The 18,652-nt window shown below is 75.1% G+C and carries 17 protein-coding genes and 1 pseudogene; 8 read left to right on the top strand and 10 right to left on the bottom strand.

Translation table 11 applies throughout. The features are described from left to right. Positions 1-34: 34 nt before the first annotated feature. Complete coding sequence (locus ACQPYX_RS06535; RefSeq protein ID WP_433802090.1) at positions 35-655, bottom strand: TetR family transcriptional regulator; 621 nt, start codon at positions 653-655, stop codon at positions 35-37. A 90-nt stretch (positions 656-745) separates the two neighbouring features. Here ACQPYX_RS06535 and ACQPYX_RS06540 point away from each other — a divergent pair, with 90 nt between their 5' ends. The 3 genes from ACQPYX_RS06540 to ACQPYX_RS06550 are packed head-to-tail and all read left to right on the top strand — an operon-like array spanning position 746 to position 3,971. Then, positions 746-1,561, top strand: coding sequence for a MaoC/PaaZ C-terminal domain-containing protein (locus ACQPYX_RS06540; protein ID WP_433802091.1), 816 nt, complete (start codon positions 746-748; stop codon positions 1,559-1,561). After that, positions 1,558-2,373, top strand: a complete 816-nt coding sequence (locus tag ACQPYX_RS06545) for an alpha/beta fold hydrolase (protein ID WP_433802092.1) — start codon at positions 1,558-1,560, stop codon at positions 2,371-2,373. Before ACQPYX_RS06540 ends, ACQPYX_RS06545 begins: the two co-directional genes overlap by 4 nt. Next, positions 2,370-3,971, top strand: coding sequence for an AMP-binding protein (locus ACQPYX_RS06550; protein ID WP_433802093.1), 1,602 nt, complete (start codon positions 2,370-2,372; stop codon positions 3,969-3,971). The genes ACQPYX_RS06545 and ACQPYX_RS06550 overlap by 4 nt, the downstream gene beginning before the upstream one ends. On the opposite strand, the gene ACQPYX_RS06555 is transcribed toward ACQPYX_RS06550, so the two are convergent. The 6 genes from ACQPYX_RS06555 to ACQPYX_RS06580 form a co-directional block, all read right to left on the bottom strand. Beyond that, positions 3,916-4,863 (bottom strand): 2Fe-2S iron-sulfur cluster-binding protein, encoded by a 948-nt coding sequence (locus ACQPYX_RS06555; protein ID WP_433802094.1) that lies wholly within the window; start codon positions 4,861-4,863, stop codon positions 3,916-3,918. The two genes, ACQPYX_RS06550 and ACQPYX_RS06555, sit on opposite strands and share 56 nt — an antisense overlap. Further along, positions 4,860-6,695, bottom strand: a complete 1,836-nt coding sequence (locus ACQPYX_RS06560) for an NAD(P)H-dependent oxidoreductase subunit E (protein ID WP_433802095.1) — start codon at positions 6,693-6,695, stop codon at positions 4,860-4,862. Before ACQPYX_RS06560 ends, ACQPYX_RS06555 begins: the two co-directional genes overlap by 4 nt. Before the next feature lie 9 nt (positions 6,696-6,704). Beyond that, positions 6,705-8,627: a molybdopterin oxidoreductase family protein gene (locus tag ACQPYX_RS06565; RefSeq protein WP_433802096.1), complete on the bottom strand. Its 1,923-nt coding sequence runs from the start codon at positions 8,625-8,627 to the stop codon at positions 6,705-6,707. Positions 8,628-8,716: 89 nt separating this feature from the next. Then, complete coding sequence (locus ACQPYX_RS06570; protein WP_433802097.1) at positions 8,717-9,409, bottom strand: PAS domain-containing protein; 693 nt, start codon at positions 9,407-9,409, stop codon at positions 8,717-8,719. A 121-nt stretch (positions 9,410-9,530) separates the two neighbouring features. Continuing rightward, positions 9,531-11,030, bottom strand: a complete 1,500-nt coding sequence (locus ACQPYX_RS06575; protein WP_433802098.1) for a HAMP domain-containing sensor histidine kinase — start codon at positions 11,028-11,030, stop codon at positions 9,531-9,533. Next, the gene (locus ACQPYX_RS06580) at positions 11,027-11,749 is read right to left on the bottom strand and encodes a response regulator transcription factor (RefSeq protein WP_433802099.1); all 723 of its coding nucleotides are present in this window, start codon (positions 11,747-11,749) and stop codon (positions 11,027-11,029) included. Before ACQPYX_RS06580 ends, ACQPYX_RS06575 begins: the two co-directional genes overlap by 4 nt. Positions 11,750-11,912: 163 nt before the next feature. Between ACQPYX_RS06580 and ACQPYX_RS06585 the strand changes: the two genes are divergently transcribed. Beyond that, positions 11,913-12,638: a hypothetical protein gene (locus ACQPYX_RS06585; protein ID WP_433802100.1), complete on the top strand. Its 726-nt coding sequence runs from the start codon at positions 11,913-11,915 to the stop codon at positions 12,636-12,638. Between the two features lie 303 nt (positions 12,639-12,941). Here ACQPYX_RS06585 and ACQPYX_RS06590 read toward each other — a convergent pair whose 3' ends face one another. Further along, positions 12,942-13,331: an SRPBCC family protein gene (locus tag ACQPYX_RS06590; protein WP_433802101.1), complete on the bottom strand. Its 390-nt coding sequence runs from the start codon at positions 13,329-13,331 to the stop codon at positions 12,942-12,944. Positions 13,332-13,527: 196 nt separating this feature from the next. Here ACQPYX_RS06590 and ACQPYX_RS06595 point away from each other — a divergent pair, with 196 nt between their 5' ends. The 4 genes and pseudogenes from ACQPYX_RS06595 to ACQPYX_RS06610 all read left to right on the top strand — a co-directional run. Then, positions 13,528-13,884 carry a hypothetical protein gene (locus ACQPYX_RS06595; RefSeq protein WP_433802102.1) on the top strand — a complete coding sequence of 119 codons (357 nt, stop codon included), beginning with the start codon at positions 13,528-13,530 and terminating at the stop codon, positions 13,882-13,884. Positions 13,885-13,995: 111 nt separating this feature from the next. Beyond that, positions 13,996-14,877 (top strand): oxidoreductase, encoded by an 882-nt coding sequence (locus tag ACQPYX_RS06600; RefSeq protein WP_433802103.1) that lies wholly within the window; start codon positions 13,996-13,998, stop codon positions 14,875-14,877. Positions 14,878-14,891: 14 nt separating this feature from the next. Continuing rightward, a complete protein-coding gene (locus ACQPYX_RS06605) occupies positions 14,892-15,953 on the top strand; it encodes a glycosyltransferase family 4 protein (RefSeq protein ID WP_433802104.1) in 1,062 nt (353 codons plus the stop codon). Positions 15,954-15,986: 33 nt separating this feature from the next. Beyond that, a pseudogene (locus tag ACQPYX_RS06610) lies at positions 15,987-16,454 on the top strand (SDR family NAD(P)-dependent oxidoreductase); the annotation flags it as partial. A gap of 183 nt (positions 16,455-16,637) precedes the next feature. On the opposite strand, the gene ACQPYX_RS06615 reads toward ACQPYX_RS06610, so the two are convergent. Together ACQPYX_RS06615 and ACQPYX_RS06620 are read right to left on the bottom strand one after the other, a co-directional pair. Then, a complete protein-coding gene (locus ACQPYX_RS06615; protein WP_433802105.1) occupies positions 16,638-17,258 on the bottom strand; it encodes a response regulator in 621 nt (206 codons plus the stop codon). Then, positions 17,255-18,589 (bottom strand): sensor histidine kinase, encoded by a 1,335-nt coding sequence (locus ACQPYX_RS06620; RefSeq protein ID WP_433802106.1) that lies wholly within the window; start codon positions 18,587-18,589, stop codon positions 17,255-17,257. The genes ACQPYX_RS06615 and ACQPYX_RS06620 overlap by 4 nt, the downstream gene beginning before the upstream one ends. Positions 18,590-18,652 lie beyond the last annotated feature (63 nt).

Here is an 18,652-nt window from a genome sequence, read left to right on the forward strand (position 1 = left end):
GTAACGTAGGAGTGCGGTCGCGGTCAGGCAAGGGTCAGTGCGCGAGCGGGGCCTCCAGCAGGGCGAGGGCGTACCGCGCCTGCTGCTCGGCGAGCTGGCCGCGCGAGAGCCGGCCGTCCGGCCGGTACCAGCCCGAGACCGCGGACAGCGCGGTGAGCACCGTCCGGGCGGCGTCGTCCGGATAGGGCGTCGTGAAGGTCCCGTCGGCCACGCCCTGCGCGACGATGCCCTCGAAGACGGCCTGCGTGGCGTCCCGCTCGGCCACCAGCGCGGCCCGGTCCGCGCCGGTCAGGTACCGGACCTCGTTCGTCGAGACGACCATCGCGACCTGGTGGTCCACGATGAACCGCACGTACGCCCGCACCGCCTCCCGCATCCGGGAGGCCGCGTCGTCGCCCGCGTCCTCGAGCGCGGCGCGCAGCCGGGCGGCCAGCTCGTCGTTGGCCCGGCGCAGCACCTCGGCGAGCAGCCGGGACTTGCTCGGCACGTAGTTGTAGAGGTTCGACAGGCTCGTGCCGGCCCGCTTCGCGACGTCGCGCATCGAGGCCCCGTGGAAGCCCTGGGCGCCGAACGCGTCGAGCGCGGCGTTGAGGATCGCGGCCTCGTTCCCGCGGCCGGTGTCCGCCACGAGGGTGGCGGGGGAACGGGCGTTCATGACGACGAGGCTAGCGGTCTTGACGGCGGATCGGCCCGATGCTTCGGTGGTGAACGATCGTTCGTGTGTCGCTGTCGAGGAGGAGTGCGCGTGACCGCTGTCCAGGCCGCAGCAGGCACCGGCCGGTGGCTCGAGGATTTCGTCGTCGGCGAGCGCTTCACGAGCGCGACCCGCACGGTCACCGCCGACGACCTCGCCGCCTTCACCCGCCTCTCCGGCGACGACCACCCGCTGCACACCGGGCCCGCGGCGATGCTGCAGGGCCCCTTCGGGATCGCCGTCGCGATGGGCCTCATGCAGTCGCTCGGCCTGCACGGCGAGGCGGTGGCGGGCCTGCTCGACACGCACTGGAGCTACCGCGCCCCGATCCGGGTCGGCGACGTCGTCCACCTCGAGCTCACGATCCTGCGCGTGCGGCGCACCCGGTCCGGCACCCGCGGCACCGTCACCCGCCACATGCGCCTCGTCGGCGACGACGGGGTGACCCGCCAGGAGGGCACGACGACCGCGCTGGTCACGGCCCGCACCCCGGGTCCCGACGACGACCGGCGCGCGTTCGGCACGGTCGGCTGGGGCCGGGCCCTGGTCGACGCGCTCGACCCGGAGGTCGCCACGGTCCTGGAGACCTGGGACGGCACGATCGGGCTGCGCTGCGACGACGACGAGGTGCACCTGCGGGTCTACCGGGGCGCGGTGATCGACGTGAGCCGACGGGCACCGCACGGGGCCACGTTCACCCTCGTCGCCGACGCGTCCACCTGGCTCGAGCTGGTCGAGGCGCCGGACAACCCGTTCCTGCGGCTCGCGATGACGGGTCGGCTCTCCGCCACCGGCGACGGCTACGAGTACCTGCGCCTGACCCGCGCGCTCCACCTCGTCGTCGACGCGGCGCGGGCGATCGCATGACCGGCTACCGGACCGTCGACGGCACCCTCGCCTTCGTCGAGGAGCACGGCGAGCCCACCGCGCCCGCCGTGCTCTGCCTGCACACCGCCGGCCAGTCGGGCGGCCAGTGGCGCCACGTCGTCCCCGACCTCGTCGAGGCCGGCCACCGCGTCGTCGTCCCCGACCTGCCGGGGCACGGGCGCTCCGAACCGGCGCCGGGCGGCCCGGTCGACGACCTCGGGACCTACGCGGCCTGGCTGCTCGCCCTGGCCGACGAGCTGGGCCTCGACCGCTTCGCGGTGGCCGGCTGCTCGATCGGCGGCAAGATCGCGCTGGATCTGGCGGTGCGGGCCTCCGACCGGCTCACCGCGGTCGTCGCGATGGCCGCCGACGCCTGGACCGGGGGCTCGCCCAGCCCCCGCGGCCTCCGTCGGGAACTCGTCGACGTGGCGGCCCCGAGCCGCGCGGACCGTACCGAGCTCGGCACGCTCGCCGTCGTGGGCCGCGCGACCGACCCGGAGCGGGCGCGCCTCATCGCGACGATGCATCGTCGGGAGGACCCGGTCGTCTCGAACTCCGACCTGCTCGGGTGGGCGTCGCACGACCTCCGCGACCAGCTCGGCGCCATCGCCTGCCCGCTGCACCTGGTGGTGGGCGCCGACGACCTGTGGCTCGACGTCGAGCGCGTGCGGTGGGCGGCCTCGCGCATCCCCGGCGCACTGTGCACGGTGCTGGACGGGGTGGGGCACTACCCCATGGAGGAGATCCCGGGCTTCGCCGCCGTCCTCGACGGCTGGCTGCGGGACCTGACGGCGGGCACGGAGGCGGCATGACCGAGCAGCGCGACGTCGCACCCTTCCCGGCGCCGGGTCCGCGCCCGGCGGACCTGCCCGACCTCCTCGGTCGGCTCGCCCGGCGCGACCCCGACCGCGTCGCGATCCACGAGCGCACCGACGACGGCCTCGTCGCGGTCACCCGCGGCGAGCTGTGGCAGCGGGTCCGGGCGCTGGCCGAGGAGCTGCGCGGACGCGGGGTGTCCGCCGGCGACGCGGTCGCCGTGTGGATGCCGAACTGGACCGAGGCGCTCGTCTGGCAGTGCGCCGTCGCGGCCCGCGGCGCCCACGTCGTCGGGATCAACACCCGCTACGGCGTCGAGGAGGCCACGCACGTCCTGGCCCGGGCGCGGCCGGTGCTCGTCGCGCTCGCGCACGGGTTCCACGGCCTCGACCTCGCGGCCCGGCTGCGCGCCGCCGTCGAGGGCTCGGGGGTGCGGCCGCAGGTGGCGCTCGTGCGGGGCGACGGGACCACACCGGACGTCGGGGGCCTGACGACGTGGACGCCGGAGCGGACCGACGGGCCCGAGCCGGAGCCCTCCGACCCGGACCGGCTCGCCGTCGCCTTCACGACGTCGGGGTCCACCGGGCTCCCGAAGCTGGCGGCGCACACCGGCGCCGCCGTGCTGACCCACGCCGTCGCCGGCGCCGCGGCGCTCGGGCTGACCGAGGACGACGTCGTGCTCGGCGCCCTGCCGCTGTCCGGCGTGTTCGGCTACAACGCCGTGCTGGCCGGGCTCGCCGCGGGCGGGGCGGCGCTGCTGGAGCCGGTCTTCGACGCCGACGCGACGCTCGACGACATGGCCGCCGTCGGCGTCACGCACCTCGCGAGCGGCGACGACCTGGTGCTGCGGCTGACCGAGGCGCAGCGGGCGCGGCCGCGCGAGCTGTCGTCGTGGCGGTGGTGGGGCGTGGCCGACTTCCAGGGGCGCTCGCAGGAGCTGGCCGCGTGGCTCGCCGACGAGCTCGGGGTCGCGACGGCGGGGGTGTACGGCTCCTCGGAGCTGTTCGCGCTGGCGGCGACCTGGCCGTTGTCCGAGCCCACCCCGCAGCGCTGGGCGGGCGGCGGGCGCGTGGTGCACCCGGGGATCGAGGTCCGTGTGCAGGCGGGGCCGGGCGTCGAGGGCGAGCTGGAGTTCCGCGGCCCGAACGTGGTGGACGGCTACCTCGGGTCGTCGCCGGACGTGTTCACCGACGACGGCTGGTTCCGCTCCGGCGACCTCGGCGTCGTCGTCGACGAGGGCGCGTTCGTCTACGTCTGCCGGGCCGGGGACGCGCTGCGGCTGCGCGGCTTCCTCGTCGACCCGGCGGAGATCGAGCTGCGGCTCGGGGCGCACCCGGCCGTGCACACCGCGAAGGTCGTCGGGATCGAGGGTCCCGACGGCGGGTCGGTGGCGGTCGGGTTCGTGACCCTCGACGCCCCGGCGTCCCCCGACGACCTGCGCGACTGGTGCGCCGCGACGCTGGCGGCGTTCAAGGTCCCCGCGGCCGTGCACGTCATCGACGAGATGCCGACGACGTCCGGCACGAACGGGACGAAGATCAGGGCGGAGGACCTGCGACGTTCTGCACGTGCTGGAACCCGAACCGACCCTTGATGCACAGGTGGCCGTGGGTCACCGAGTGGTCGTGCGGCGAGGTCACGTTGACGATCGTGTTGTCCTGGACGTGCAGCTCCAGGGTGCAGCCGACGCCGCAGAACGAGCAGATCGTCGACGTGACCGTCTCGCCCTCGGGGTCCCACGTCCCGGCCTCGCGCCGCTCGTGCTCCGCGACCGACTTGAGCGCCCCGGTGGGGCACACGCCGATGCAGTTGCCGCAGTACACGCAGGCCGAGTCGGGCAGCGGGACCGCGAACTCCGTCGAGATCGTCGCGTCGAACCCGCGACCCGCGACGGCGATCGCGAACGTGTTCTGCGCGTCGGTGCCGCAGGCCTCGACGCACTTGTAGCAGAGGATGCAGCGCGCGTAGTCACGCACGTAGAGGTCGTTGTCGACGGTGACCGGCTGCGCCACCGTCGCCCGCGTCTCGCCGTCGGGGATGCTGTGGTGCCCGGCGTGCCGGTTGCCGCGCTCGCCGGCCGCGGCGGGCGGACCGGGCGGGCCGTAGCGCTCCGGGTCGGCGCCGTACTCGATCTGCCAGCGCGCGACGTCGTCGCCGGCCTCGGACAGGTCGTTGGCGCTCGCGAGCAGCTCCAGCACCATCTTCCGGCTGTGCGCGACGCGCTCCGTGTCCGTCCGGACGACCATGCCGTCCTCGACCCGCCGGGCGCAGGACGGGACGAGCGGCCGGGAGCCCTCGACCTCGACCACGCACACCCGGCAGGCGTTGACCGGCGTGAGGTTCGGCGCCTGGCAGAGGCGTGGCGTGTCCGCGCCCGCGTCGTCGAGGACGTCCATGATCGTCGCGCCCTCGGGGACGCGGTGCTCGACGTCGTCGACGGTGACGCTGACGAGGCGGCGGATGGTGCCGAGGTCGACGACGGTCACGAGCCTTCTCCGATCAGGCCGAGCTGCAGGGCCGAGCGAACCGCGGACGCCGCGGTCTGGCCGAGCCCGCAGATGGAGGCGTCGGTCATGACGCGGTCGACGTCGCGCAGGAGCTGCAGCTCGACGGTGCGCCCGCCGATCTCCCGCCCGCGCACGATGCGTGCGAGCGCCTCCTCCTGGCGCACCGTGCCCACCCGGCAGGGCACGCACTGCCCGCACGACTCGTCGCGGAAGAACCCGGCGATCCGCCGGAGCACGGCAGCGAAGTCCGTCGCGTCGTCGAAGCAGAGCACCACGCCCGAGCCGAGCGTCGCGCCGATCTCCCGCGTGCCCTCGAGGGTGAGCGGGACGTCGAGCTGGTCGGGCGTGACGAACGAGCCCGCGGCACCGCCGAGGAGGATCGCCCGCAGTCGCGGGGGCACCCCGCCCGCGAGCTCGAGGAGCTCCCGCAGCGTGGTCCCCATCGGCACCTCGTAGACGCCGGGCCGGGCCACGACCCCGGAGAGGCAGAACAGCTTGGTCCCGGTGGAGCGCCCGGAGCCGACCGAGGCGAACGCGGGCCCGCCCTCGGCGACGATCCGCAGCACGTTGACCAGCGTCTCGACGTTGTTGATCACCGTCGGCTTCCCGAACAGCCCGGCGACCGTGGGGAACGGCGGCTTCGCCCGGGGCTCGCCGCGGCGGCCCTCGAGCGAGTTCATCAGTGCGGTCTCCTCGCCGCAGATGTACGCGCCGGCGCCACGCCGGATCTCGATGTCGAAGACCCGGCCCGAGCCCATGACGTCGTCGCCGAGGTAGCCGTGCCGCCGGGCCTCGGCGACCGCCCGCCGCAGGGCCCGCTCCGCGGCCGGGTACTCGCCGCGGACGTAGAGGTAGCCGGTGCGCGCGCCGACCGCGATCCCGGCGACCGTCATCGCCTCGACCAGCGCGAACGGGTCGGCCTCCATGAGGACGCGGTCCTTGAAGGTGCCGGGCTCGGACTCGTCGGCGTTGCAGACCAGGTACTTCTCCGGCTCGGGGGAGCCCGCGACGGCCGCCCACTTCGTGCCGGTGGGGAACGCCGCCCCGCCGCGGCCGGTCAGGGAGGCGACGGTGATCTCGTCGACCACGCGGGCCGGTCCGACCGCGAGCGCCCGGCGCAGCCCGGTGTAGCCGCCCGCGGCGCGGTAGGAGTCGAGGTCGCCCGCGTCGACGACCCCGACGCGCGCGAGCAGTTCGAGGTCCGGCGCCCCGGCCTGCGGGGTGCTGACGACGGGGTCGGGGCCGTCGACGTCCTCGCCGTCGAGGGCGCGGAGCACCGTGTCGACGTCGGCGGGGGCGATCTGGCGGTGCTCGATGCCGTCGTCGCGCTCGTCGTGAGGGGAGGATCCGAGCGCTCCACCGGCCTGAGGGTGCCCCTCACGCTGGGAGGCGCACTGCAGGAACACCGCCGGGGCGCGCTCGCACAGGCCCAGGCAGGGGCTCCGGGTCCAGGTCACGTCGTCGCGCTCACCCGGGGCGCCGAGGCGCTCCTCCATGGCGCGGCAGAGGTCCTCGCCGCCGAACGCGGCGCACCCGACGTCGTCGCAGACGTGCGCCACCCGCGGCGCCCGGGGGGTCACCGAGAACAGCGCGTAGAACGTCGCGACCCCGTACGCCTCGGCCGGCGGCACGTGCAGCCGCTCGCAGACGTAGGACAGCGCGCCGCGACTGATCCAGCCGATCTCGTCCATGACGGCGTGGAAGGCCGGCAGCAGGAGGTCCCGCCGCGGCTCCGACACCGTCCCGACGACGACGTCCACGGCCGCCCGTTCGGCCTCGGTCGCCGCGTCGGGCAGCAGGACCAGGTCCACCTGTACCTCCTACGAGCCGGCCACGGGCACACGGGCCGTGACGGACAGCTTCTCGATGCGGATCGCGGTCGCCTTGAACTCCGAGGTGCCCGACTGCGGGTCCCACGCCTCGTTGGTGATCAGGTTGACGTCGACCTGCTCGGAGAAGTGCGGCGTGATGAACGCGAGCCCCGGGCGGGCCGCGTCGTCGAACCGGACCGGCGCCTCCACGGCACCGCGCCGCGAGATGACCCGCACCCGCTCGCCGTCGTGCAGGCCCAGCGCCGCCCCGTCGGTCGCGTCGAGGCAGAGCGCCTCGTCGCGGCGCAGCGGGGAGGCGTAGCCGCCGGTCTGCACCCCGGAGTTGTACGAGTCGAGCCGGCGCACCGTGGTGAGCCGCAGCGGGAACTCCGGCGAGAGCTCATCGAGCGGGCCCGCGTGCTCCACGGGCGCGAACGGGGCCGGCGCGCCGCGCAGCGCGGGGTCCCGCTCCCAGAGCCGGGTGTGCATCGTCGGGGTGCCCGGGTGGTCGAGCGAGGGGCACGGCCACTGCAGCCCGCCCTCGGCCTCGAGCCGTGCGTAGGACATCCCGGCGTGCCAGTCGAGCGAGAGCGAGCGCAGCTCGTCCCAGACCTCCTCGGCGCTCGGCGTGCCCCAGTCGTGGCCGAGGCGCCGGGCGAGGTCGCACAGGATCTCGGTGTCCGGCCGCGCCAGGCCGGGCGGGTCGAGGGCCTTGCGCACCCGCTGCACCCGGCGTTCGGAGGAGGTGACGGTGCCCTCGTACTCGCACCAGTCGGCGCAGCTGGGCAGCACCACGTCGGCGAGCTCGGCGGTCGCGGTGCGGAAGATGTCCTGGACGACGAGGTGGTCGAGCCCCGAGAGCAGCGCCCGGGCGTGCGCCACGTCGGCCTCGGACTCCGCGGGGTTCTCCCCGACGACGTAGGCCGCGCGGATCTCGCCGCGCTCCATCGCCTCGAACATCTGCGACAGGTGCAGACCCTTGACCGGCGGGATCGAGCTGCCCCACGCCGCGTCGAAGCGGGCGCGGTGGGCGTCGTCGGCCACGTCGTAGCCGCCGGGGAGCTTGTTGGGGATCGCCCCCATGTCGCCGCCGCCCTGCACGTTGTTCTGTCCGCGCAGCGGGACCAGGCCCGAGCCCCAGCGACCGACGTGTCCGGTGAGCAGGGCCAGGTTGATCAGGGCGCGGACGTTGTCGACGGCGTTGTGGTGCTCGGTGATGCCGAGCGTCCAGCACAGCTGCGCCCGGTCGGCGCGGGCGAACGCCAGCGCGGTCTCGCGGATGAGGTCGGGGTCGACGCCCGTCACCTGCGCTGCGCGCTCGACCGTCCACGGCTCCACGGCCCGCAGGTACTCGTCGAACCCGGTGGTCGCCCGCTCGATGAACGCGCGGTTCTCCAGCCCGGCGTCGAGGATCGCGCGGCCCATGCCGTGGGCGAGCGCGATGTCGGTCCCGACGTCGAGCGGCAGGTGGCCCTTCGCCCACCGCGCGGTCGAGGTGCGCCGCGGGTCGACGACGTACATCTCGGCCCCGCGCCGCAGCCCCTTCAGCACGTGGTGGAAGTAGATCGGGTGGGTCTCGCGCGCGTTGGAGCCCCAGAGCAGCACCAGGTCGGTCTCCTCGACCTCCTGGTAGGCGCTGGTGCCACCACCGGCGCCGAACACCGCCGTCAGACCGACGACGCTGGGAGCGTGTCAAGTGCGGTTGCAGGAGTCCACGTTGTTGGACCCCATCACCACCCGCGCGAACTTCTGCGCCATGAAGTTCAGCTCGTTGCTCGCCTTCGAGCACGAGAACATCCCGTACGCCTCGCCGGGCACCCCGCGGAAGCCGGCCGCGGCCCGGTCGAGGGCCTCGGACCAGCTCGCCTCCCGGAGCTCGCCGCCGTCGCGGACGAGCGGGGTGGTGAGGCGGACGTGGCGCGGTGCTCGCATCAGAAGACCTCCGAGCGACGACGATGTGCTCACGGTCACGCTAAACGCCGTGGAGATCGAATGCGACCTCCATCACGATCACGGCCTGGTCAGTCGGGCAGGTCCAGGAGGGCGAGACCTTCGAGCAGGTCGCCCAGCCCCCGGACGTCGGGGTCGAGGCGCATCGCGAGGATCCGCTCGGCCACCACGATCAGCGGCAGCGCCGTCGCGTTGGCGAGGTGGGCCACCAGCGCGGCGGCGGCGCCCTGCGGCAGTTCGGTGAGCTCGGCGAGGACGTCGATGGCGCGCACCAGCAGCCGGTCGTGCTCCCGGGAGACGTCCAGCGCCCACGGCGCCGCGGCGGCCGGGTCGGGCATCGTGAACGGCACCGTGGGCGGACCCGCCGTGCGCGGGGGCTCCGGGCGGAACGGCGGGCGGGCGGTGGCGCCGGCGGCCCGCGCGGCCGAGGCCGAGGGCTGGTGCGTGGCCAGGTGGACGAGGTAGCCGTGCAGCCGCAGCGCCTCGGAGCGGGCGCCCACGGGGTAGCCGATCGCGGTCACCTCGTGGATCTCGCCGGTGACGGACACGATCCGATGTCGGTGGGTGTACGCCAGTCGGTTGCTGCAGGCGTCGGCCATCACGTGCTCGACCTGCGCCCGGTCGGCGGGGTGCTTATGCGCGACGACGAGCGCGCGGCTGGGCCGGACCTGGCCCGGGGCGTACCCGAGCAGGTGGAACATCGCGTCGTTCCACTCCCAGCGGTCGACGCCGGGACTCCAGGTGTACTCGCCGATCCGGTCCATCCCACCCCCGACGGCAATCTGGTTGGACGTCACCGAAGAGTAACGACGCTGCCACGATCGGGGGAAGGACCCATTTCAACCAACAGCGGGACGCACGTGGCCCAGCGGGTTCACCGCCCACTCACCCCACGACGACCGGGTCCCCCGCGGGCACCGGCGCGAGCGGCAGCGTCACCACGAAGTCCGAGCCGTCCGGGGCGGCGCGGTAGACGAGGTCCCCACCATGGGCGCGGACGAGGGCACGGGCGATCGACAGGCCCAGCCCGGCCCCGCCCCCGTCGCGCGCCCGGGCCTCGTCCAGGCGGACGAGCCGGTCGAAGACCCGGTCCCGGTCCTCCTCGGCGATGGCCTCGCCGTCGTTGTGCACCACGATGCGTCCTCCCGGCCCGCTGCCGTCGCCCACGTCCCGCAGGGCCGACACCCCCACCCGCACCGCGCCGTCCACGGCCACGTGACGTCGTGCGTTGTCGAGCAGGTTGACCAGGACGCGGCGCACCTTCGCGGCGTCGATCGCCGCGACGACGGGTCCGTCGGCTGCCACCTCGACGTCGAGGTCGGGACTCACGAGCCGCAGGTGGTCGGCCTGCTCCCGGGCCAGGGCGACGAGGTCGACGTCCTCGCGCCGCAGCGCCTGGCCGCCCTCGATCCGGGCCAGGTCGAGCATGTCGGTGACGAGCGCCGAGGCCCGCGACGTCTCCCGCACGAGGGCGATGGCGAGCTCCTCGCGGACCTCGCGGTCCTCGTCGGAGTCCCGGACCAGCGTCTCGGCGAGCGTCTGCATCCCGGCGAGCGGGGTGCGCAGCTCGTGCGCCGCGTCGGAGAGGAAGCGGCGGGTCGTCGCCTCGGACCGGCGGGCCTCCTCGGCCGCCGCCCGCTCGCGCCGGGCGGCGTCGTCGGAGCGGGCCTGGGCGGCGTCGAGGGCGTCGAGCATCTCGTCGAACGCGGCCGCGGTGCGGCCGATCTCGGTGTCGGCGCTCGAGGGGTGCAGGCGGCGCCCCCGGTCCCCGGTGGCGATCGCGCGGGCCACGCGGGTCATGCCGTCGAGCGGGCGCAGGGCCGCGGTGACGCCGCTGAACAGCAGCAGGGCGGACCCGACCACCCCGACGATGCCGACGCCGACCATCACCCCGCGCAGCCGGTACTCCACCGCCTCGACGTCGCCGGGATCGGCCGAGAGCACGATGACCGTGCCGTCGCTGAGCGGCTTCGTGATCGTCAGCGTCGGGCCGGAGCGCGCCGGGGGTGGTCCCGGCCGCGGGCCCCCGGGCGGACCGCCCGGCCCGCCGCCGGGCGGGGCGGGCGGGGCGGGCACGCCCTCGAGGACGGCGCCGTCGGCCTGCCGGCGCACCGCGTTGACGCCCTGCCCGTCGAGCAGGCCCACGAGGTCGTCGGCGGGCACCTGCTGCGCGACCAGCTGGTCGACGCGTGCCGCCCGCTCGCTCAGGCGGTCCTGCTGGTCGCGCTCGAGGGCCGCGGAGAGCACGAGGTCCAGCACGATCCCCGCCACCAGCAGCGTCACGACCATCACCGCGACGACGGTGGCGGTCACCCGGAACCGCAGGGAGCGCGCCGGGACGGCCGAGGGGTCCCGACGACGCAGGCGTGCGAGCGGGCCGGTCACGGTGCGGCTCCCGCCGGGTCCGCCTCGGTCGCGTCGCTCGCGCGCAGCGTGTAACCCAGTCCCCGGCTGGTGTGCACGATCCGCGGGCCGTGCGCCTCGAGCTTGCGGCGCAGCGCGGAGAGGTGGACCTCGACGAGGTTCGGGTCGTAGGCGTCGTAGCCCCACACCTGGGTGAGGATCTGGTTCTTGCTCACCGTGCGCCCGCGCTGCTCGGCGAGGTAGCGCAGCAGCCGCAGCTCGGTCGCCGTCAGCTTCAGCGGCACCCCGGCGCGGGTCGCGACGCCCGCCTCCTCGTCGATGACGAGGTCCCCGACGACGAGCGCGGTCGGCGTCCGGCCGCGCCGGCGCAGCACCGCCCGCACCCGGCTCGTGAGCTCCTCCAGCAGGAACGGCTTCACGACGTAGTCGTCGGCCCCCGTGTCCAGCCCGCGCAGCCGGTCGTCGAGCGCGTCGCGGGCGGTGACCATGACGATGCCGGCGTCGGTCCGGTCGCGGACCACGGTCAGCAGGTCGAACCCGTCGCGCCCCGGCAGCATCACGTCGAGGATCACGAGGTCGGGTCGGAAGCCGTCGAGGGTCTCCTCGAGCGATCCGCCGTCGGGGAGACCGCGGGTCACGTGCCCGGAACGGCCGAGCGCCCGCACGATCGACTCGCGCATGGTCGCCTCGTCCTCGACGACGAGCACCCGTGGCGCGTTCGGATCCGTGTGACCAGCCATGGTGCGCCATCCCACCAGGCGCGACTGAAGTGCGCCTGAAGTCGCTGAAGCCTGGCTGAGGAACGGCGGCGGCCCCCACGACCTCAGGGTGGCTTCAGGTCCGCTCCCCATCGTCGGTGCCGAGCCGCGGATCGCGGGACGAACGAGACGAGAAGGACGTGCGATGAGCGACTACGACCCGGAGACCGCGCCGGTGGAGCCGGTGCCGCAGCGGTCGCGCTGGGCCCGGTTCCGGGACTCGGCGGGGGAGCGACGGCCACGGGGCCGGGCGCTCGGCATCCTCGGCACGGTCGGGGCCTTCGTGCTCGGCCTCGTGGTGGCGGGTGTCGTGCTCCTGGCGACCCCGCTCGGCACCTCGTTGTCGGGCCCCGGTGGTCCGGGTGGCGTCGGGCCGGTGGCAATGGCCTCGCAGCAGGGACCCGACGGTGGGCCGGGTGGGCCGGGTGGGCCGGGTGGGCCGGGTGGGCCGGGTGGGCCGGGTGGGCCGGGGGGTCCCGGTGCGCCCGGCCCGGGTGGGCCCGGTGGGCCGAAGGGCGGCCCGGCAGCACCCGGTGGCCCCGGTGGGCCGGCCGGTGGTCCCGGTCGCTGCGCCCCGCAGCCGCCCGCGCCGCCGAACGGGCAGGCGCCGCAGGCTCCGGCGGCACCGAACGGGCAGGCGCCGCAGGCTCCGGCCGCGCCGAACGGCCAGGCGCCGCAGGCCCCGGCCGCGCCGAACGGCCAGGCGCCGCAGGCCCCGGCCGCGCCGAACGGCCAGGCGCCGCAGGCCCCGGCCGCGCCGAACGGTCAGGCGCCGCAGGCTCCGGCCGCGCCGAACGGCCAGGCGCCGCAGGCTCCGGCCGCGCCGAACGGCCAGGCGCCGCAGGCTCCGGCCCCCGCACCGGCGGGCTGACCCTCCCGCCACCCCGCCCCGGTCGTGCTCCCCACGGCCGGGGCGGTGGTCCGCCCGGACCATGATCGCCAGCTCGTGCGCGACACGCGCAAGCCGTGCTGCGACACGCTCACGAAGTCCGAAGGACGGACGCCGGACGTCGCTCCTCACCCCGCCGACGGCCGTCCTCGGCGGGCGCCCGGATCATGCTCGGCCGCCCGACGGGTCGGTGGCCCCTCCGACGCGTCGAGTGACACGGATCGGCCACCGACGCGCGGGCACCTCGGCGTCAGCGGTGGCACGCGCCGGAGATGCGCGCACCGGTCACGACTCCAGCAGACCCCGCAGCGTCTCCAGGTCCGCCGCCACCGCCGCCACGTCGGCCGCGACGTCGTCCTCGCTCATCCCCGCCCGCGGACGGACGCTGAACACCACCTCCGCGTCGTCGCCCCACGGGACGACGCGCATCGGGTTGAGCACCTCCGTGCCGTCGGGCAGGCGCACGACGTGGTCGAGCACCCCGAAGTCGTTCCGCGCACAGAACCGGACGCCGACCGTGCCCATGGGCGAGGAGGCGGTCCACCATCCGTCGTCGCCGGGCACGAGCGCGGCCGACGCGAGGCCCGCCGCCCACGCGGGCAGGTGTGCGGGATCGGCGGCGTAGTCGTAGACCTCGCGCCAGGGACGGGCGACCACCGTGGAGACGTGGGGCACACCGTCATCACACCACGCGTGACCAGCCCCCCGCCCCGGCGCGGCACCGTCGGGTGACGGTGCGGACCAGCGGTCGACGCTGGGTCGACGACGGTCACCCGATAGCCGGGAGCGCGTCCGGAAACCGTGTCCCACACATGTCGCAACCCGTTGTCGACACGTCTTCCGAACATCTCCGAAAGGACGTGCAGGTCTTATGTCGACGCTGCGTCGCACCGTGCTCGCCACCGCTGTCATCTCCACCGGCCTGCTCTCGAGCGCCGGCATGGCGTTCGCGGGCGACAACCCGCACGGCGACCACCACGGCCACCACCACGGTGACCACCACGGCAGCCACCACGGCACCGTGCAGAAGGGTCTGATCAACTCGAGCGACTTCGCGCCGAACACGCCGATCAACGCCTGCAACAACAACGTCCCGGTCAACGCCGCGGGCGTCCAGGTGCCGGTCCAGGACAACGTCCTGTCGCTGCCGATCTTCTCGGACGCGAAGCACGGCAACGCCGCGACGAGCGCCAAGTCCTGCTCGGCGCCGATCGACGCCGTCAACTAGGGCTCGCACCACCCGCCGTCGGGACCGCCGTCCCGACGGGTGGGTGGGTCCCGCGGTCCCAGGACACGTGTTCCTCTCGCAGGGTCCCGCGTCGCGGGGCAGCCTGGGGCCATGTCCATCACGACGGAACTGCCCGGCGGCACCTACCACCTCGGCGACCTCGAGGTCACCCGCGTCGGCTACGGGGCGATGCAGCTCGCCGGCCCGCACGTCTTCGGTCCGCCGGCCGACCGGGACGCCGCGATCGCGGTGCTGCGCGAGGTCGTCGCGCTCGGCATCAACCACATCGACACGTCGGACTTCTACGGCCCGCACGTCACCAACGAGATCCTCCGTGAGGCGCTCGCGCCCTACCCCGACGACCTGCGCATCGTCACGAAGGTCGGTGCCTTCCGCGACGAGCAGGGCGGCTGGCCGCAGGCGCTCGAGCCCCACCAGCTGCGCCAGGCCGTCGACGACAACCTGCAGCGGCTCGGGCTGGAGACCCTCGACGTCGTCAACCTCCGCATGCCCGGCGGCGACGACACCATGACCCCGCAGCCGCAGGAGCCCATCGAAGAGCGGTTCGGCACGCTGGCGGAGCTGCAGCAGCAGGGCAAGATCCGCCATCTCGGCCTCTCCACGGTGAACGCCGAGCAGATCGCCGCCGCGCAGCGCATCGCACCCGTGGTCTGCGTGCAGAACCCGTACAACATCGCCCGCCGCCACGACGACGACCTCGTCGCCTCGCTGGCCGAGCAGGGCATCGCTTACGTGCCCTACTTCCCGCTGGGCGGCTTCTCGCCGCTGCAGTCCGCCGAGCTGGACGCCGTGGCGCAGCGGCTCGGGGCGTCGCGGCTCGCGGTCGCGCTCGCGTGGCTGCTGCAGCGCTCGCCGAACATCCTGCTCATCCCGGGCACGTCGTCGGTGGACCACCTGCGCGAGAACGTCGCGGGTGCGGGGCTCGAGCTGCCCGCCGACGCCGTGGCCGAGCTGGACGCCATCGGCTCGTGATCTGATCGACCGCGATGCGGATACGGGTGGAGCTGCCGGAGCAGTCGGACGTCGAGGCGCACACGGCGGCGAACGCCCGCGGGGAGATCCCCGACCGCACGCCCTACGGCCTGCACCACCTGGCCGAGGCCGACGACGTGGAGCTCGGGTTCCGCCGTCCGTTGCACGGCCGGGCGGCCTGGGTCGCCCGCAAGGTCCGCAACCGGCTCGACGGGTACGAGCCGGTGGCGGAGCTGCTCGGGGCGCAGGCCCGGCGGGACGCCGACGTCGTCTACACCATGGACGAGCGCACCGGCTTCCCCGCGGTCCTGCTCCCCGGCGGGCCGCCCGTGGTGTCCGGGCTGGTCTGGGTGCAGGGTCCGGAGACGTACACCCGGGCCGCGCGGGCGGTCGTCGGGACGGCCCTGCGGCGCTTCGCCGGGATCGTGACCCTCGGACCCGGGATGTACACCGACCTCGTCGAGGGGTGGGGGCTCGACCCCGCGCGCGTGCACCCGTGCCGGCTCGGGATCGACACGACCTTCTTCGCGCCCCGGCCGTGGTCGGAGGCGACGCCGCTCGTCGCGGGGGTGGGTGACGACGAGGCCCGCGACCACCCGCTGCTCGTCGAGGCGGTCCGCCGGCTCTCGTCCCGACGACGGGTCCGGCTGGAGATCGGCACGACGATGGCCGGGGTCGACGTCCCGGACGAGCTCGGCGTCGTGCACCGCCGCCGCATGGAGGGCGCTGTGCGGGCGATGTACGGCCGCTCGACGGTGGTCGCGCTCGCGCTGCACCCGACGACGCGGGGGAGCGGGTCGACGGTGGTGCTGGAGGCGGCGGCGAGCGGGCGGCCCGTCGTCGCCACCCGGACCGCGGCGATGGAGGCGCTCGTCGACCCGTCGCGGGGGATCCTGGTCGAGCCGGAGGACCCGGACGCCCTCGCCGAGGCGATCGGGTCGCTGCTCGACGACCCGGACCGGGCCCGCGCGATGGGGGAGGCGGCCCGGGCGTGGGTCACCGAGCACCACAGCAGCGCGCAGATGGCCGACGACATCCGCGGTGTGCTGCGCGCGGTGGTTGACGGCCGCCGTTGACGGTCACCCGGTCGGGTGACGAATCGGGCGCTGGTGACGGGTGCCTCCTCGGGGATCGGCGCCGCCTTCGCCCGTGCCCTGGCGGCGCGCGGGCACCCCCTGCTGCTCGTCGCGCGCTCCGCCGAACCGCTCGCCGAGCTGGCGGCGGAGCTGGACGTCGACGTGCGCGTGCTGGTCGCCGACCTGACGACCTCGGAGGGCCTCGCGCGCGTGGAGACCGAGCTCGGCGGGGTCGACCTGCTCGTCAACAACGCGGGCTCCGCGACCTACGGCGACCTCGGCGAGCAGGCCCCGGAGGACCTGGACGAGTCGGTGCTGCTCAACGTGCTCGCCCCGACCCGGCTCACCGCCGCGGCGTTGCGGGCGATGCCGCCGGGCAGCGGGATCGTCAACGTGTCGAGCACCGCGGCCGGTCGGGACGACCCGGCGATCGCCGCGTACGCGGCGGGCAAGTCGTACCTGGAGACCCTGTCGCGGGCGGCACGCCCGGAGGCCGGGCAGCACGGGATCCGGGTGACCGTGGTCCGCCCGGGGCGTACGTGCACCGCGTTCCACGAACGGTTCGGGCGAGGAGTCCGGGGATCTGCCGTCGTGGCGCTGGCAGTCCCCGGACACCGTGGCCGAGGCGGCGCTCGACGCCCTCGAGCGCGGCGAGGAGGAGGTCACCGTGCGGCCGGGGGACGGTCACGAACGCAGGTGACGTTCCGTCCACAGCGCGGCCTGGGTGCGGTCGGTGACGCCGAGCCGCTGGTAGATGTGCGTGAGGTGGTTCTTCACGGTCCGCTCGGTGATCGCGAGGCGGCGGGCGATCTGCTTGTTGCCCAGCCCGTCGGCCACGAGCAGGAGCACCTCGGACTCGCGGTCGGTGAGGTCGACGGTGCGCGGCGGGTCGGACCGGGAGCTCAGGAGCACGCGGGCGGCCCGGCCGTCGAGCGGTGCCTCCCCGCGGGCGACCTGCCGCAGGCCCTCTAGGATCGTCTCGGGTTCGGCGTGCTTGAGCAGGTAGCCGTCGGCGCCGGCGTCGAGGGCCGCGAGGACGTGGCGCTGGTCGGCGAACGACGTGAGCACGAGGACCCGGACGTCGGGCGCGACCGCGCGGAGGCGCCGGGTCGCCACCGCCCCGTCGGTGCCCGGCATCGACAGGTCCATGAGCACGACGTCGGGTCGCAGCGCCTCGACGCGCTCCACGGCCTCGTCGCCGTCACGGGCCTCGCCGACGACCTCGAGGTCGGCCACGGTGGAGATCAGGGCGACCAGTCCCTGCCGGACGACGGCGTGGTCGTCCACGACGAGCACACGGGTCACGAGCGCGGCACCTCGACCCCGACGGTGGTGCCTGCCCCCGGGACGGAGCGGACCTCGACGGTGCCGCCGGCGTCGTCGACCAGATCCGTCAGCGACCGCAGCCCCAGGTGGCCGTCGGCCGCCCGGGCCGCGGCGTCCGCCGGGTCGAACCCGCGCCCGTCGTCCGCCACCGTGAGCCGCCACCGGCCGAGGTCGGCGACCAGCGTGATCGCGGCGGTGGTCGCGCCGGCGTGCGTGACGACGTTGCGCACCGCCTCCTGCGCCGCCCGGTAGAGCAGCGCCGCCTCGGCGGGCCCGACCGCGTCGACGGCCTGCAGCCTCGTCGTCACCGCGACCCCCCGCCGCCGCAGACCGCCCGCCAGGTCCTCCAGGGCGGAACCGAGGCCCTCCTGGGCGAGGTTCGGCGGGTAGATGTCGACGAGCAGCGTGCGCAGCGACCCGATGCTCTCCCGCAGCCGCGTCGCCGACTCGGAGACCACGGCGGACCCGGACCCGCCCCGCAGCCGGCTCGCGTCCAGCCCGTAGGTGATCCCGGTGAGCTCCTGGACGACGCCGTCGTGGAGGTCCTGGGCGATCCGCCGCCGCTCCGCCGTGGACGCCTCCACCGCGTGCCGCAGCAGCCGCTCCCGCTGCCGTTCCCGGCGCTGCAGCTTGCGGGCCAGCACGACGGCGAGCGGCACCTGCACCAGCTGCAGGAGCAGCAGGGCGCCGACCGAGAGCGGGGCGAAGGACCGCCACGCGTCCCATCCCGCGTCGACCACGGCGTCGTAGCGGAAGTAGGCCTCGTACAGCAGCGGCGTGCCGCCGGGGGTCCGGATCGCGTGGTAGACCTCGAGCACCTTGCCATCCCCGGAGCCGTCCTCCGCGACGCCGGCCGCCTCGTCGTTCGCGTCGAGGACGCGGCGCTCGTCGGTGGCGAGCGGGTAGCGGTCACCGATCTCGCGGCGGTCGTCGCTGTAGACGATGCGCCCGTCCCGGTCCCAGACGAGGACGCGGATCAGGGAGTCACCGAGCACGGCCCGCGTCACGGCGTCGTCGACCGCGTCGATCGCCTCCGGGTCCCCGTCGAGGAGCCGGTCGGAGAGCCGCGGCTCCACCACCCCGTGGGCGGTCACCGAGGCGAGCTGCGTGACCTGGTCGATCGCCACGTCGGTCGCCTGGTCGCGGGCGACCAGGGCGATCGCGACGGCGAGCCCGAGCGTCACGAGCGCGCCCGCGAGGGTGAAGCCGGCCACCAGACGAGGGGCCGTGGCGCGGAAGAGGCGACGGCGCACGGGGGCCGGCGGCGGCGTCGACGTGGGGGCGGGCGCCGCGTCCACCTCTCCGATCACGACGGCGAGACTACGCAGCTCGGGCCCGCGGACCGGGGTACCGGGACCATCGTCCACTGGTCC

The organism is Actinomycetospora sp. CA-084318 (assembly GCF_050955885.1).
Classification (GTDB): domain Bacteria; phylum Actinomycetota; class Actinomycetes; order Mycobacteriales; family Pseudonocardiaceae; genus Actinomycetospora.

What these genes read in the sequence shown, in the direction of transcription:
- ACQPYX_RS06570 (WP_433802097.1), bottom strand. Translation starts at nt 9,409, where the DNA reads ATGGACCGGATCGGCGAGTACACCTGGAGTCCCGGCGTCGACCGCTGG.
- ACQPYX_RS06580 (WP_433802099.1), bottom strand. Translation starts at nt 11,749, where the DNA reads ATGGCTGGTCACACGGATCCGAACGCGCCACGGGTGCTCGTCGTCGAG.
- ACQPYX_RS06535 (WP_433802090.1), bottom strand. Translation starts at nt 655, where the DNA reads ATGAACGCCCGTTCCCCCGCCACCCTCGTGGCGGACACCGGCCGCGGG.
- ACQPYX_RS06605 (WP_433802104.1), top strand. Translation starts at nt 14,892, where the DNA reads ATGCGGATACGGGTGGAGCTGCCGGAGCAGTCGGACGTCGAGGCGCAC.
- ACQPYX_RS06550 (WP_433802093.1), top strand. Translation starts at nt 2,370, where the DNA reads ATGACCGAGCAGCGCGACGTCGCACCCTTCCCGGCGCCGGGTCCGCGC.
- ACQPYX_RS06595 (WP_433802102.1), top strand. Translation starts at nt 13,528, where the DNA reads ATGTCGACGCTGCGTCGCACCGTGCTCGCCACCGCTGTCATCTCCACC.
- ACQPYX_RS06545 (WP_433802092.1), top strand. Translation starts at nt 1,558, where the DNA reads ATGACCGGCTACCGGACCGTCGACGGCACCCTCGCCTTCGTCGAGGAG.
- ACQPYX_RS06600 (WP_433802103.1), top strand. Translation starts at nt 13,996, where the DNA reads ATGTCCATCACGACGGAACTGCCCGGCGGCACCTACCACCTCGGCGAC.
- ACQPYX_RS06585 (WP_433802100.1), top strand. Translation starts at nt 11,913, where the DNA reads ATGAGCGACTACGACCCGGAGACCGCGCCGGTGGAGCCGGTGCCGCAG.